Raw genomic sequence first — 15,348 nt, forward strand, 5'->3', positions numbered from 1 at the left:
GAGCGCGTCAAAGGAGTGGACTTCATGAGCAACGGGCTCGGTTTGTCGATCGGCCAGACCAACCTGGTGGCGGTGCCGGCCGGGCGACCGCCGGTGAGCCGTCGCGCCATCCTGGCCCTGTACCCGGATCGGCCCGCTGAAGTCGGCATCCCCACGCAGTCGGGCGGCCTGGTGCTGACCGGTTTCGTGGAGCGGGTCGGCGACCCGATCCCGCTCATCGCCCCGGACGGCTCGGCGCATCGCGGTGAAGCCGTCCTGGCCGAGGCCCTCGACTCCATGGCCCGCACCGCGGGCGGCGGCGCCCCGATCGTCATCGCCGCGCCCGCGCACTGGGGCATGTCCACCATCGGCGCACTCTCCGCGGCGCTGCGCGGCAAGCCGGGTCTGGCGGCCGCACCGGTGGTCTCCGACGCGGCCGCGGCCCTGGCCGGCCTCAAGGCCGGCTCCGGGCTGCCCGATCACGGCGTGGTGGCGCTCTGCGATTTCGGCGGCAGCGGCACCAGCGTCACCATCGCCGACGCCGCGACCCTGAGCCAGATCGGCGAGACCGTGCGCTACCCGGAGTTCTCCGGCGACCTGGTGGATCAGGCGCTGCTGAACCACGTCATCGCCGGCATCACCGAGTCGGCCGACGCCGACCCGGCCGGTACCGCGGCGGTCGGCTCGTTGTCCCAGCTGCGCGACCAGTGCCGGCAGGCCAAGGAGCGGCTGTCGTCCGAGACCGCGACGTCGGTCAACGCCAACCTGCCCGGCTTCGCGTCGGCTCTGCGCATCACCCGCCCGGAGCTGGAGCGGCTGCTCGAACCGGCCCTGGCGGGGCTGCTCGCCGTGGTCCAGGAAACCCTGCAGCGCAACCAGATTCCGGCCGGTGTCCTGACCTCCCTGGCCACCGTCGGCGGCGGTGCCTCGATTCCGATTGTCACCCAACGGCTTTCGGAGTATTTCCGGGTTCCGGTGGTGACCTCGCCGCAGCCCGCGCTGACCGCGGCCGCCGGTGCCCCCCTGGTGGACCCGAGCACCATGAGCGCCGACGCACCGACGGGCATGGCTCCCACCATGGGCTGGGCGGCCGGCCCCGCGGGCTGGTCGGGTGGCCCCGCAACCATGGCCGCTCCGGTGCCGCCCGCGGACGCGAACCCGTCCTCGACCGTCGGGCCGTCCCTGGCCTGGTCTGACGATGAAGAGCCCGGTGCCGCGGTAGGTCTCCCGGACGACGGTGTCGAGCCCTACTCGGGCGGCGAATACCCGTCGGATTTCGCGACCGGCTACGCCGACGGCACCACCGCCCGGCCGGCGATGGACTTCGCGCATGAAGAAGAGGACAACCTGCCCGACGTGGCGCCGATGCCCTGGTACCGGCGCCCACCGCTGCTGTTCGGCGCGGCCGCGGCGGCGTTCCTGGTCGCCGGCGGCAGCTGGGCCGCGGTGGGGCTCACCAGCAATGACACCCCGTCCGGTCCGGTGACCGTCGACGTCACCACCACCATCACCGGCCCCGACGGCTCCATCACCACGAGCACCTACAAGGCCACGAAGTCCGTTGTGACGCAGACGAATCAGAATGGCCAGGTGGAGACGTCGACGGTGACCAACCCGGTCACCACCACTGACACACCGACAACAACGACTACCACCGATCCGTCGACCACGAGTTCGACGACCAGTTCGACGACCACCACCACGACTACGACGACGACCACCACGCCGACGACCACCACCACGACCACCACGACGCAGCCGCCCACCACGACCACCACCCAGCCGCCCACGACCACGACGCAACCGCCGACGACGACGCAGCCGCCCACCACCACGCAGCCGCCGCCGACGACGACGAAGCCGCCGACGACGCAGCCCAGCACGCAGACACCCACGGCTGCGCCGACGACGCAGGCGCCGACCACCCAGGCCCCGGTGGAGCAAGCCCCCAAGACGGCCTCGGCATCGGTGGAAACCGGGTCGGCGCCGACAGCGTCGGTGGCCACCGCGTCGGCACCGATCACCGCGCAACCCTCGGCTTCGACCAGCCAATGACCGCGGCAGCCGGCACGTCGCTGGTGCTCGGCGGAATCGGCAGCGGCAAGACCACCGCGCTGGAAGCGGTGCGAAAGACGTTGCGGGCCAACGGCACGACGATGCTCGCTCGGGTACCGAAGTCCGGTGAAGCACCGGACGCGGCCATCGTCATCGACGACGCCCAGCTGCTCTCCCCGGCAGAACTGGATGTGCTGACCGAGCTGGCCGGCGATCCGGGCCGCACCGTGGTGGTCAGCGCCGAGCCGCTCGCGCATGAGCGCGCGCTCAACGCCCTCACCACCACCCTGAGCCGGCAGCATCCGCCGATTCAGCTGGCGCCGATGACGCCCCGCGACATCAACGAGGCGCTGGCCCGCGCCGGCGTCTCCGGCGCCCAGGTGCCCGGGCTGATCGCCGGCACCGGAGGCATCCCGCTGCTGGTGTATTCGGCGCTGTCGGCCCTGGCCGCGGGCGGCGATCCGGTCCGGGCCGCGTCCGTCGCGCTGAGCGAGCGGTTACGCCGGCTGGACGAGCACCTGCTGGACACGTTGTTGTTGTGTTCGCTCAGCCCCGAACTGGGGGCCGACGACATCGCCGCCGCCCTGCAACTGCCCGGCGACGCGGCAGCGGTGCTGATGGACCGGGCCCGCGCCACGGGTCTGCTGTCCGCGGCGCTGCACCCGCGGTTCACCGACACGCTGCACCGGTGCCTCACCCGCCTGGTCGGCGCCGCGCGGCATCGCGAGACCGAGTCCCGGCTGCTGCGCTCACAGATCGAATCATCCACGCTGTCAACCGAATTGGCACTGAAGTTGGCGGAGCACGGCGCGGTCGACGACCTGCTGGCGGCAGACCTGATCCACCGCGCCGCGACCGCCGAGCCCCGGCAGGCAGCTCGCCTGTACCGCGCCGCGGCCCGCGCCGGCACCGCCCCGGCGGACGTCCACCTCGCCGATGCGCTGGCCGTCACCGGCGACTGCACCACCGCAGGCACCTTGGCCGACGAGCTGCTCACCGCGGCAGACGCGGGCGTCCGCGCCCAGGCCGTGCGCATCGCGGCCAGCGTCGCCATGCACGACGGTGCCGCCGCGCATGCCGCGGACCTGTTCCGGTGGCTCGGCCCTGATGCCGACCCGTTCGTCGCTGCCGCGGGTGCCGTGGTCGGTGTCGCCACGGCCGACGCGGAGCTGGCCCGGGCTTGCCTGCAGGCCGAAAACTCCATGCCGCCAACGTCTTCCGCGCGTGCGGCGCGGGGCATGGCGGAGGGCCTGCTGCTGACGCTCGACCAGCCGTTCGCCGTGGCGATGGCGCGCCTCACGCAGGCCGTCGGATCCACCAACGGTGTCCACTCCGTCGCGCCCGACAGCCCCGCCGCGCTGCTGAGCCTCGTCGCGCTGCACGGCGGCGACGCCGTCCGCGCGCGCAGCGTCATCGGCCGGGCGGTCCGGACCGGCACCGACCAGGGGTTCTCCGGTCTTCGTCACCGACTGCTGCTCGGCTGGATCCGGATGCTCGACGGGCAACTCGATTCCGCGGTCCCGGCATTGGGCACGGCCGAGATTGCCGACCTGCACCGCCGCGACGCCTTGTGGTTCAGCGCGCTGCAGACTGCCGTCGCACGGCGCAGCGGCGATACCGGCGCCTTGCAGAAACACTGGTACGCGGCCATGGAGGTGCTGGCCGAATACTCACTGGACCTGTTCGCGCTGCTGCCGCTGGGCGAGTTGTGGGTGGCCGCGGCCCGGCTGCAGCAGGTCGATCAGCTGCGCCAGCCTCTGGCCGAGGCGTTCGGGCTGCTGCGGGCCGCCGGCAATCCGGCGCTGTGGTCGGTTCCGCTGCACTGGGCGGGCGTGCACGCCGGCATCCTGGCCAACGCGCCCGAGGCCGTCGCCCCGCACGGGCAGGCACTGGCCGCGGCCAGCCGGGCCGAGGGCGCGCACGGCGCGTACGCCACCGCGCTGGCCGGCGCCGGTCGCGCCTGGCTGCGGGTGCTGGCCGACGGCGTCGACGCCGCGGAGGTGACGACGGCCGCCCGCGGGCTGGCCCGCTTCGGGTTGACGTGGGATGCCACGCGCCTGGCCAGTCAGGCGGCGCTGCATTCGGCGGACGGCCGGATCTCGGGTGCCATGCTGCAGCTGGCGCGTGACCTCAAGCAGGACGCAGCCCTCGAGGCCGCAGCCGATCCCATCGAGCCGGCGGCCCCGGCTATTCCGCGTCCGAACGCAGATGTGCGCAACACCACACCACCTCCTGCCTCGGGCGACGCTCGGGCCACATCCGCCGCAACACCGGCCTGGACCCGGTTGTCCGACCGCGAACGCGAAGTCGCCGAACTGGTACTGCAGGGCATGCCCTACCGCGACATCGGGGCTCGTCTACTGATCTCAGCGAAGACCGTCGAACACCATGTCGCCCGCATTCGCCGCAGGTTGGGGGCCGAATCACGGTCGGAGATGTTGTCGATGCTGCGCGCGCTGCTCGTCGAAAAGGTCTGACGCCGGGCCTTATATATAGGGCCGCGAAGCGCGCGCCCGGCGAACGCCGGTTCATGGCAAAAAGCCGGCCCGAACCCGCAGCTCAAGTTAGGACAGCCTTGCTAGCGTCCGTTCTACCCAGGATGCGACTATGAGCAGGCATCTAGCTTAAGTTACCGATCAGTAACCTCAACAAGTTACCGGTTGGTAGCTACATATTTGGGAGAGGCGCGGTGGAGAATCTCGAACACACGCTCGACGTGGCCAGACTGGTCATCGGGCTGTTGGCAACGGTCATCGTCCTGGGGTTCGCCGCCAAGCGCGTCCTGTGGCTGACCAAGCTGATCAGCTCCGGGCAGAAGCTCGGCGACGAACGTGGCCGCAAGGACGATCTCGTCCGCCGGTTCCTCAACCAGAACAAGGAAGTCTTCGCCCAGTCGAAGCTCCTGAAATGGTCGATCCCCGGCATCGCGCACTTCTTCACCATGTGGGGCTTCTTCGTCCTGGCATCGGTCTACCTGGAAGCCTATGGCGTCCTGTTCGATCCGAAGTTCGCCATCCCATTCGTCGGACACTGGGCCGTCCTGGGCTTCCTGCAGGACTTCTTCGCCTTGGCCGTGCTGGCCGGCATCATCGTCTTCGCCATCATCCGGTTGACCAAGAACCCCGACAACATCGGTCGTGAGTCGCGGTTCTACGGATCGCACAACGGTGGCGCGTGGGAGATCCTCATCATGATCTTCCTGGTCATCCTGACCTACGCGATCTTCCGCGGTGCCGCCGTCAACGTCCTCGGTGAGCACTTCCCGTACCAGAACGGCGCGTTCTTCTCCGACGGCATGGCCGCCCTGCTGGCCCCGCTGGGCCACACCGCCAACGTCTGGATCGAGACCATCGCACTGATGGGCCACATCGGCGTCATGCTGGTGTTCCTGCTGATCGTGCTGCACTCCAAGCACCTGCACATCGGTCTGGCCCCGATCAACGTCACCTTCAAGCGCCTGCCCGACGGCCTCGGCCCGCTGCTGCCCATGGAATACAAGGGCGAGAACATCGACTTCGACGATCCCGCCGAGGACGCGGTGTTCGGCCGCGGCAAGATCGAGGACTTCACCTGGAAGGGCAACCTCGACTTCTCCACCTGTACCGAGTGCGGTCGTTGCCAGTCGCAGTGCCCGGCGTGGAACACCGGAAAGCCGCTGTCTCCCAAGCTCGTCATCATGAACCTGCGCGACCACCTGTTCGCCAAGGCGCCGTACATCATCGAGGGCAAGCAGATTCCCGAAGAGGGCTCGGTCGACTTCGCCGCGCTGGGCGACAGCCTGCACGGCCACGGCGTCCCCGAGGACGGCTTCGCCCGCATCGAAGGTTCCGGCCCCGAGCAGGCGCTGCGCCCGCTGGTCGGCACTGCTGAGCAGGGCGGCGTCATCGACCCCGACGTGCTGTGGTCCTGCACCAACTGTGGCGCCTGCGTCGAGCAGTGCCCGGTGGACATCGAGCACATCGACCACATCGTCGACATGCGCCGCTACCAGGTCATGGTCGAGTCCGAGTTCCCCGGCGAGCTCGGCGTGCTGTTCAAGAACCTGGAACTCAAGGGCAACCCCTGGGGCCAGAACACCAAGGAACGCACCACCTGGATCGACGAGCTGGACTTCGACATCCCGGTCTACGGCCAGGACGTGGAGAGCTTCGACGGCTTCGAGTACCTCTTCTGGGTCGGCTGCGCCGGCGCCTACGAGGACCGCGCCAAGAAGACCACCAAGGCCGTCGCCGAACTGCTCGCCACCGCGGGCGTGAAGTTCCTGGTGCTGGGCACCGGCGAGACCTGTACCGGTGACTCGGCCCGCCGCGCCGGTAACGAGTTCCTGTTCCAGCAGCTCGCCGCGCAGAACGTCGAGACCATCAACGAGCTGTTCGAGGGCGTCGACCCAGCCAAGCGCAAGATCGTCGTCACCTGCCCGCACTGCTTCAACACCATCGGTCGCGAGTACCCGCAGCTGGGCGCCAACTACACCGTCGTGCACCACACGCAGCTGCTGAACCGCCTGGTGCGGGACAAGAAGCTGATCCCGGTGTCGTCGACCAGCCAAGAGGTCACCTACCACGACCCCTGCTTCCTCGGTCGCCACAACAAGGAGTACGAGGCCCCGCGTGAGCTGGTCGGCGCTGCCGGCGCGAAGCTCACCGAAATGCCTCGCCACGCCGACCGCGGCCTCTGCTGTGGTGCCGGTGGTGCCCGCATGTGGATGGAAGAGCACATCGGCAAGCGCATCAACACCGAGCGCGCCGAAGAGGCCGTCGACACCGGCGCCTCGGCGATCGCGACCGGCTGCCCGTTCTGCCGCGTGATGATGAGCGACGGCGTCGACGACGTCGCCGCGACCCGCAGCATCGAGAAGACCGAGGTGCTCGACGTCGCTCAGCTGCTGCTGAACTCGCTGGACACCAGCAAGGTGACGCTGCCCGAGAAGGGCACGGCGGCAAAGGCTTCCGCTGCACTGGCCGAGAAGAAGGCCAAGGAAGCCCCGAAGCCTGCTCCGGCTCCGGAGCCTGTCGCTGAAGCCGCTCCCGCTGCCGAGGCACCTGCCGCCCCGGCCGCCGGTGGCGCGGCCGCCAAGCCGGTGACCGGTCTCGGCATGGCCGCCAAGCGTCCGGGCGCGAAGAAGGCTGCCGCTCCGGCCGCTGAAGCACCGGCTGCGGCCGCCGCCCCGGCTGCCGGCCTGGGTCTGGCTGCCGGCGCCAAGCGTCCGGGTGCCAAGAAGGCTGCCGCTCCGGCCGCAGCTGCTGCCCCGGCTGCTGAGGCGGCTCCCGCCGCACCGGCCGCTCCTGCGGCTCCGGTTGTCGGGCTGGGTCTGGCTGCGGGCGCGAAGCGTCCGGGCGCCAAGAAGGCCGCTGCTCCGGCAGCAGCTCCGGCTGCCCCGGCGGCTGCTGAGCCGGCATCGACCGCCACCGAGCCTGCCTCGACTGCGGTCGAACCGGCCCCGGCGGCCGAGGCCAAGCCGGAACCGCCGGTCGTCGGACTGGGCATGAAGCCGGGCGCACGGCGCCCCGGTAAGCGGTAACGCGAAGTACACCGCAATGGCCAGCTACGACCCGCCTCCAGGAGCGTCGTAGCTGGCCATTGGCATATGTGGCCCAGATCGCAGATGGGCAAAAGAATTCGACACCGATGAGAGCATGGAAACCGTGACCACCCACCAGGTACCCGCTGACCGCACATGGCATAGCGGCCACCCTCGTAACCAGCGGACGTTTGCGCAGTCGACCAAGCTGCAGGACGTCCTCTACGAGATCCGTGGCCCGGTACACGAGCAGGCCTCCCGGCTCGAGGCCGAGGGCCACCGGATCCTCAAGCTCAACATCGGTAACCCGGCGCCGTTCGGCTTCGAGGCGCCCGACGTGATCATGCGCGACATGATCGCCGCCCTCCCGTACGCCCAGGGCTACTCCGACTCCAAGGGCATCGTGTCCGCGCGCCGCGCGGTGGTCACGCGCTACGAACTGGTCGAGGGCTTCCCCCGCTTCGACGTCGACGACGTCTTCCTCGGCAACGGCGTCTCCGAGCTCATCACCATGACGCTGCAGGCGCTGCTCGACAACGGCGACCAGGTGCTGATCCCGGCCCCGGACTACCCGCTGTGGACCGCGTCGACGGCGCTGGCCGGCGGCACCCCGGTGCACTACCTGTGCGACGAGACGCAGGGCTGGAACCCCGACATCGCCGACCTGGAATCGAAGATCACCGACCGCACCAAGGCGATCGTCGTGATCAACCCGAACAACCCCACCGGCGCGGTGTACAGCCGCGAGACGCTGGAGTCGATCGCGAACCTGGCCCGCAAGCACCAGCTGCTGCTGCTGGCCGACGAGATCTACGACAAGATCCTCTACGACGAGGCCAAGCACATCCCGATGGCGTCGGTGGCGCCCGACATGCTGTGCCTGACGTTCAACGGCCTGTCCAAGGCCTACCGCGTGGCGGGCTACCGCTCCGGCTGGCTGGCGATCACCGGCCCCAAGGAGCACGCGTCCAGCTTCCTCGAGGGCATCAGCCTGCTGTCGAACATGCGACTGTGCCCGAATGTGCCTGCGCAGCATGCCATTCAGGTGGCGCTTGGTGGACACCAGAGCATCGAGGACCTGATCCTGCCCGGCGGCCGACTGCTCGAGCAGCGCGACGTCGCGTGGAACAAGCTGAACGAGATTCCCGGCGTCTCCTGCGTCAAGCCCGAAGGCGCGCTGTACGCGTTCCCCCGGCTGGACCCCGAGGTGCACGAGATCCGGGACGACGAGCAGCTGGTCCTCGACCTACTGCTGCAGGAGAAGATCCTGCTCACCCAGGGCACCGGATTCAATTGGCCCACACCGGATCACCTGCGCATCGTGACGCTGCCGTGGGCCCGGGACCTGTCCAACGCCATCGAGCGGCTGGGCAACTTCCTGGCGAGCTACCGCCAGTAGGTCCCTACTGCTGCAGGCCCGCGATGAAGGTCCGCAGCAGCGCGGCGAGGGTGTTTTCGAGTTCGGTGCCGGGTTCGGGCTGCTTATCGGAATCGATTGCGGCCCAACCCCATACCGAGCCGACGAAGGCGTGGATCGCGGCGGTGAGCAGCACCAGGCGCTGCCGGTCCAGCGACAGCCGCGGCTCGAGGGTCTCGCGTAGCCGGTCTTCGATGTCGCGCGCCTGACCGCGCACCGTCTCGGCCGCCTCGGGTGTCAGCCGGTTCATCAGGACCGGGGCGGCACTGATCAGGTCGCACAGCACCGGGCGCTGGGCCAGCGTGTGCGCCAAAGCCTTTGCCAGAGTGCGTCGTTCGTCTTGCAGCTGGGCGTGTAGGCCCTCCAGCCAACCCAGGTGCTCGTGGTACATCACCAAGAGCAGCAAGGCCTCCCGCGAACCCGCGTACCGCAGTACGCCCGACTTGGCCAAGCCGGCCGCGGCCGCGATCTCACCGAGTGTCAGCTCGCTGGCCCGGGTGTCGTCCAGCAGGTCGCGGGTCACCTGAGTCAGATGACGCACCCGATCCTCGCGCTGCTGCGGGCTGCGCGCCCGCGCAAAAGGCAGCGCCACTGCGGAATCCGGCGAATCCATTGCTTAATAGAACACTGTTCCGTTAACTTGGTCAACATGACACACCGCTACGAAGTCCTGGTCACCCGGCATACGCAGGCCACGCCGAGCACGCTGTTCGACGTGGTGGCGGACGGATCCCGCTGGTCCGAGTGGGCGCGACCGCTGATCAATTACTCAGTCTGGGAGACCCGCGGACCTGCCGACGACGGCGGCGTCGGAGCCATCCGCGCCGTGGGGACGCCGCGTTTTCCCGCCCGGGAGCAGACGACCATCCACGAGCCCGGGCAGCGGCACGGGTACACCATCATCTCGAAAACTCCGGTGCGGAACTACCAGGCGCAGGTCACTTTCACCCCAGAGCAGGACGGCACCCGCATCGACTGGCACGGGACGTTCGAAAGTCGTTGGCGGGTCGTCGGTCTGGGCTACCGCGCCGTCGTGAAGTACGTGCTGACGACGCTGGCCACCAAGTTGATGATCGAAGCCGAGCGACGGGAAGCTCTCAGGCCGACCCCCTAGGCTGGCTCGGGTGGCGCACTCCCATTCCCACTCGCACAGTTCCGGCCCGGCGCCGCTGAGTCCCCTGGCGGCGAAGATCGTCGTCGGGCTGCTGGCGGTGATCGGACTGGCCACCGTGATCGGCGCTGTGCTGCTGTGGCCGCACGGCAAGGCCGTCGACATCCCGCTGCCGTTCCAGAACGCCCACGGCGGCGCCGTCAGCACCGAGGCCGGGCACGTCGCGTCGACGGGGATGAACAACTGCGGCAGCCCGTCGGTCGGCGCGGTCCTGACCTCGTCTCCGGTCACCGCACCTCCCGGTGCGGGGAGCTGCGTGCAGTCGGTGATCGGCATCGACTCCGGGCCGAACTCCGGCGCCAACACCCTGCTCGAGTTCAGCACCGGCCCCGGCCAGCCGCACCTCGCCGCCGGCGACCACATCCGGGTGACCCGCCAGGTCGACGACTCCGGCACCACCACCTACGCCTTCTTCGACTTCGAGCGCACCTGGCCGCTGACCGCCTTGGCTGCCGTCTTCGCCGTGGTCGTCGTCGCGGTGGCCCGCTGGCGCGGGTTGCGGGCCCTGGTCGGTATCGCCGTCGCGTTCGTCGTGCTGACGGTGTTCCTGCTACCGGCGCTGCGCGACGGCGGCCCGGCCATCCCGGTCGCCCTGGTCGCGTCGTCGGTGATCCTGTACGCGGTGATCTACCTGGCGCACGGAGTCAGCCTGCGTACCAGTGCGGCGCTGCTCGGCACGTTGAGCGCGCTGCTGCTGTCCGCGGTGTTGTCCTGGGGAGCAATCGAATTGGCGCACCTCACCGGGTTGTCCGAGGATCAGAACAACGAGATCGCGGCCTACATGGGGTCGGTGTCGATCACCGGGCTGCTGCTCGCCGGGTTCATCATCGGCTCGCTGGGTGTGCTCAACGACGTCACCGTCACGCAGGCGTCGACGGCCTTTGAGCTGGCCGAGCATGGCGCGCCGCGGCGGGCCATCTTCACCGGCGCCATGCGCGTGGGCCGCGACCACATCGCCAGCACCGTCTACACGCTGGTGCTGGCGTACGCCGGCAGCGCGCTCCCGCTGCTGCTGTTGTTCAGTGTCGCCAACCGGTCGCTCGGCGACGTGCTGACCAGCGAGAGCGTGGCCATCGAGATCGCCCGATCAGCGGTCGGCGGCATCGCGCTGGCGTTGTCAGTTCCGCTGACCACCGCGATCGCCGCGGTGCTGGCTACACCGCGGCCCGCTACGGATTGACCCGGTTCCCTTCACATGTTTGATCTGGACCCGTCAACTTTCCCTGACGTCAGGGAAAGTTGACGGGCTCAGATCGCAAGTGCCATAGGAGAGCCGACACGCCCGGCCGCGGGAATTACACCGCGTCCGACTCAATGAGCTCCGTCGCTGCCAGTGCCGACGCCAGGTCGTCGTGCCGGAATGCCGAGGTGACGTGGTCGTGGACCACGCGGAATGCTGTGGCGGCCTGACGGTCGGCGCCGGCGCCGGTGATGGTCTGCTCGGCGACCACGACGCCGTCGTGCACGAACAGCCGACCGACCGTCGACTTCTCATCGAGGTCAGTTGCCCAGGCCCGCAACGCATTCCGGCCCTGGGTTGCCCCGCTGGGGTCACCGATCTCGATGTCGCCGCTGGACAGCTTGTCCAGGGTGTCCAAGTCCCGGTCGTTGAGGGCGTCGATCCAGGCGAGGACCGTTGCGATCTCGGAAGTCGTCATGGCTGAAACGCTACTCCCGCAATCAGAAAGCGGAGTGATCAACCCAGCGCTGCCACACGGCCGCGTCGCCGATCACTTCCAGGCCGGCTTCCTCGACCGTCTGCCTGCGGTTGACCGCCAGTAGCAACCCGGACGCCGGACCACGCACTGCCGCATCACCTTTGGCGTGCTGGTGCGACCAACCCAGGCCGTCTTCGTCGTTGACCACCAGCCACTCGCCGGTCGGGCCCAGCTCGGACTCCGCGGCATGCAGATGCAGCGACCGGCCGCGCTCCAGCGGCGGATCGGCCGCGGGGGCCATCAGCGCCACGCGCTCCAGTGCCTCGGTCACCCCGTCGGCCGCGAGCTCCGGATCGAGTACGAACGGAAGGCCCAGCGCCAGAGCAGCATCCGCGCGGTGCACAGTCTGCTCGTGCAGCCGGCGCCGGATCCACCACCCCGCGGGCTTCGGCCCGACGAACGTCCACACCTTCGCATCCGACCCGACGTGCTCGACGGCGTCGATCAGGGCCTGCGCGCCGGCGTTCAGCCAGTCGATGGCGCCGTCGAGATCCTCGGGCGGCTTCCCGTCGCGCACGTCGCGGGGATCGAGTGGCTCCTTCATGTGATCGGCGACGATCTGTGCGCACCAGCGGTTGCCGCGTCCGACGTGCTTGAACAGCTGCTTGAGCGTCCACCCCGGACAGGTAGGAACTTCGGTCGTGAGATCGGCAGTGCGAATGATCTCGCCGAAAGCGGCAGTTTCCTCGATCAGGGCTGTGCGGAAGGCCATTTCACGACGGTACCGCTGCGCGCGCCTGCCCGAGTGCGATCGGCAATGCCGCCCAACCGCGCAGCACCCGGGTGTCGCGCCGGGTACCGGGACCCGCGAGTTGCGCTTCGGGGAACCGTTCGAAGAACGTCCGCAGGCCCACTTCTCCCTCGGACCGGGCCAGCGCCGCACCGAGGCAGAAGTGCCGTCCGCCGGAGAACGAATGGTGCTTGCCCGCGTTGTCGCGGGTGACGTCGAAGCGGTGCGGATCGGGAAAGACCGCCGGGTCGCGGTTGGCTCCGGCAAGGTAGATGACGACGGGCTCACCGGCCTGCACCTGGTACCCGGCGATGTCGACATCGACCTTGGCGATCCGGGCCGACAGCTGGACCGGCGAGTCCAGCCGCAGGATTTCCTCGACCGCAGTGGGCCACAGGTCGGGCTGCGCCAGCAGCAGCGCCAATTGATCCGGGTGCTGCAGCAGCAGCCGAATGCCGTTGCCCAGCAAGTTCACCGTGGTCTCGAACCCGGCTGCCAGCACGAGCCCGGCGGTGGCCCGCAGCTCTTCGTCGTTCAGCCGGGCGCCGCCGTCACTCGCGGCGATGAGCTGGCTCATGAGGTTGTCGCCGGGGTTGGCCCGCAGCGCGCGGAGGTGGTCGCCGAGCCAGGTGTTGAACCCGTCCAAACCGTCTTCCACGCTGAGGTACTGCTGCCAGGTCAGCCCGATGTCCAGGCTGGGTGCGGCCAGCTCGCCGAATTCGAGGATGCGCGGCCGGTCGTGCTCGGGCACCCCGAGGATGTCCGCGATCACCGTGACCGGCAGCTGCGAGCAGTAGCTCTGCACGACATCAACGGCGGTGTCGGGTGGCGCGACCACCAGCTCGTCGATCAGCACGGTCGCGGCCTGCTGCACACGTTCGCGCAGCGCCGCGACGGCGCGCGTCGTGAACACCGCCGAGACGGTCTTGCGGTAGCGCGTGTGCTGTTCCCCGTCGACCGACAGCAGCGACGGCGGCAGCAGCGGATGCAACCGGCCCTTGACGGTGGTCTTGCCCTCCAGCCAGCCGAGCGCGCCCGGCAGGGTGCCGCCGATCTGCGTGACGGTGAAGTCGTCCGAACGCAGAATCTGGTGCACCAGAGCATGATCCGCGGTGATCCAAGCGGCGCGGCCACGGTACATCCGGCCGTGGCTGCGCAGCTCGTCGGCGAACGCCCCTGGGTCGGCCCGCACCGCGGGGTCGGCGATGAGCCGTCCCTGCAGGTCTCCGTGCCGCGCGCCGTAGCCCGCGAGCTGACGGATGACAGCATGTAGCGCGAACCAGTTGAGCCGTTGCCTCAGCGTCATGACGCCGAGCTTAGGCACGCCCGGCGGGGTCGGGCTACATACTGCAGTCGGATATCAGGCCGACAGATTGCGACCCAGTGCGTATACCCGCCAGCCCGCGGCCTGCCATTTCGCGACGTCCAGGCAATTGCGGCCGTCGACAATCACTTTCGCGCGGACCGTGCCGGCCAGCTGCTCGGGGTCCAGGTCAAGGAACTCCTGCCACTCGGTCAGGACCAGCACGGCGTCGGCGCGGTCGCAGGCCTCGAGGACGGACGTGGAGTAGTTCAGCGTCGGGAAGACGCGGCGAGAGTTGTCCATGGCCTTGGGGTCGTAGACGTTGACGGCGGCGCCGTTGAGCTGCAGCATCCCGGCCACGTTGAGGGCGGGCGAGTCGCGCACATCGTCGGACTCGGGCTTGAACGCCGCGCCCAGCACCGCGATGTTGGCGCCCAGCAGCGTGCCGCGGCACGCCTTGGTGGTCAACTCGACCATGCGGGTGCGCCGACGCATGTTGATGCTGTCGACTTCGCGCAGGAAGGTCAGCGCGGGGTCGGCACCGAGCTCACCGGCCCGGGCCATGAAGGCGCGGATGTCCTTGGGCAGGCAGCCACCGCCAAAACCCAAGCCGGCGTTGAGGAATCGCCGCCCGATGCGGGGGTCGTGACCCAGCGCGTCGGCCAGCACGGTGACGTCGGCGTTGGTCGCTTCGCACACCTCGGAGATAGCGTTGATGAAGGAAATCTTGGTGGCCAGAAAGGCATTCGCGGAGACCTTGACCAGCTCCGCGGTCTGCAGGTCGGTGAGCAGGAACGGCACGCCCCGTTCCAGGATCCGTGCGTACAGTTCGCGGACCGCCGCTTCGGCGCGCTGCGAATCCGCTTGCACGCCAAGCACGATGCGATCCGGGTGCAGGGTGTCCTTGACGGCGAAGCCTTCGCGCAGGAACTCCGGATTCCACGCCACCTCGACGTCGACGCCCACCGGCGCCAGCTCGCGGGCGCGGGCCACGAGTTCGGCGGCGGTGCCGACCGGAACCGTGGACTTGCCGACGATCACCGCGGACCGGCGCAGCCGCGGCACCAGGGTGTCGATGACGGAGTGCACGTGCCGCAGGTCGGCGCCGTACTCCCCCTTCTTCTGCGGGGTGCCCACGCCGAGGAAATGCACGTCGCCGAACTCGGCGGCTTCGTCGTAGTCGGTGGTGAACTGCAGGCGCCCGGCTTCGATGTTGTCGCGCAGCATCTTTCGCAGCCCGGGTTCGTAGAACGGGATGTCGCCGGCGGCCAGCTTCGCGATCTTGCCGGGGTCGATGTCGATACCCAGGACCTCATGACCCAGCTCCGCCATGCCTGCGGCGTGCGTCGCGCCCAGATAGCCAGTACCGAACACGGTGCATCTCATACTGCCTTGATAGGCAGCCTCGATGAGCGCGTCGCTACGCGACACTGAGCGTCAGGCCAACGGCAGGT

11 protein-coding genes are annotated in these 15,348 nt (G+C 69.2%); 6 read left to right on the top strand and 5 right to left on the bottom strand.

All coding sequences use genetic code 11. The features are described 5' to 3' along the window. The first annotated feature begins 24 nt into the window (after window positions 1-24). From AC1U2B_RS13705 to AC1U2B_RS13720, 4 genes are all read left to right on the top strand, one after another. Window positions 25-2,034, top strand: a complete 2,010-nt coding sequence (locus AC1U2B_RS13705) for an Hsp70 family protein (RefSeq protein WP_480217206.1) — start codon at window positions 25-27, stop codon at window positions 2,032-2,034. Beyond that, complete coding sequence (gene iniR / locus AC1U2B_RS13710; protein WP_480217207.1) at window positions 2,031-4,511, top strand: isoniazid response ATPase/transcriptional regulator IniR; 2,481 nt, start codon at window positions 2,031-2,033, stop codon at window positions 4,509-4,511. Before AC1U2B_RS13705 ends, iniR begins: the two co-directional genes overlap by 4 nt. A 212-nt stretch (window positions 4,512-4,723) precedes the next feature. Continuing rightward, window positions 4,724-7,555 carry a heterodisulfide reductase-related iron-sulfur binding cluster gene (locus tag AC1U2B_RS13715; RefSeq protein WP_480217208.1) on the top strand — a complete coding sequence of 944 codons (2,832 nt, stop codon included), beginning with the start codon at window positions 4,724-4,726 and terminating at the stop codon, window positions 7,553-7,555. Window positions 7,556-7,670: 115 nt separating this feature from the next. Further along, window positions 7,671-8,954, top strand: coding sequence for a pyridoxal phosphate-dependent aminotransferase (locus tag AC1U2B_RS13720; protein WP_480217209.1), 1,284 nt, complete (start codon window positions 7,671-7,673; stop codon window positions 8,952-8,954). A gap of 4 nt (window positions 8,955-8,958) precedes the next feature. Here the strand turns inward: AC1U2B_RS13720 and AC1U2B_RS13725 are convergent, their stop codons facing one another. Beyond that, a complete protein-coding gene (locus AC1U2B_RS13725) occupies window positions 8,959-9,585 on the bottom strand; it encodes a TetR/AcrR family transcriptional regulator (RefSeq protein ID WP_480217210.1) in 627 nt (208 codons plus the stop codon). 36 nt (window positions 9,586-9,621) lie between these two features. Here AC1U2B_RS13725 and AC1U2B_RS13730 point away from each other — a divergent pair, with 36 nt between their 5' ends. Both AC1U2B_RS13730 and AC1U2B_RS13735 read left to right on the top strand, forming a co-directional pair. Continuing rightward, on the top strand, window positions 9,622-10,086 hold the full coding sequence (locus AC1U2B_RS13730; RefSeq protein ID WP_480217211.1) for an SRPBCC family protein: 465 nt from the start codon (window positions 9,622-9,624) through the stop codon (window positions 10,084-10,086). 10 nt (window positions 10,087-10,096) lie between these two features. Next, entirely contained in the window at window positions 10,097-11,323 is a 1,227-nt protein-coding gene (locus tag AC1U2B_RS13735) for a YibE/F family protein (protein ID WP_480217212.1), read from the top strand. A 115-nt stretch (window positions 11,324-11,438) separates the two neighbouring features. Here AC1U2B_RS13735 and AC1U2B_RS13740 read toward each other — a convergent pair whose 3' ends face one another. From AC1U2B_RS13740 to AC1U2B_RS13755, 4 genes are read right to left on the bottom strand one after another with little or no spacing between them, the layout of a single operon-like run. Then, the gene (locus AC1U2B_RS13740; RefSeq protein ID WP_043390162.1) at window positions 11,439-11,801 is read right to left on the bottom strand and encodes a nuclear transport factor 2 family protein; all 363 of its coding nucleotides are present in this window, start codon (window positions 11,799-11,801) and stop codon (window positions 11,439-11,441) included. A 22-nt stretch (window positions 11,802-11,823) separates the two neighbouring features. Next, entirely contained in the window at window positions 11,824-12,573 is a 750-nt protein-coding gene (locus AC1U2B_RS13745; RefSeq protein ID WP_480217213.1) for a maleylpyruvate isomerase family mycothiol-dependent enzyme, read from the bottom strand. Window position 12,574: 1 nt separating this feature from the next. Then, complete coding sequence (locus tag AC1U2B_RS13750; protein ID WP_480217306.1) at window positions 12,575-13,891, bottom strand: cytochrome P450; 1,317 nt, start codon at window positions 13,889-13,891, stop codon at window positions 12,575-12,577. A gap of 60 nt (window positions 13,892-13,951) precedes the next feature. Continuing rightward, window positions 13,952-15,280 (bottom strand): UDP-glucose dehydrogenase family protein, encoded by a 1,329-nt coding sequence (locus tag AC1U2B_RS13755; protein ID WP_480217214.1) that lies wholly within the window; start codon window positions 15,278-15,280, stop codon window positions 13,952-13,954. Between the last annotated feature and the right edge of the window lie 68 nt (window positions 15,281-15,348).

This window comes from Mycolicibacterium sp. P4_G11 (assembly GCF_056555145.1).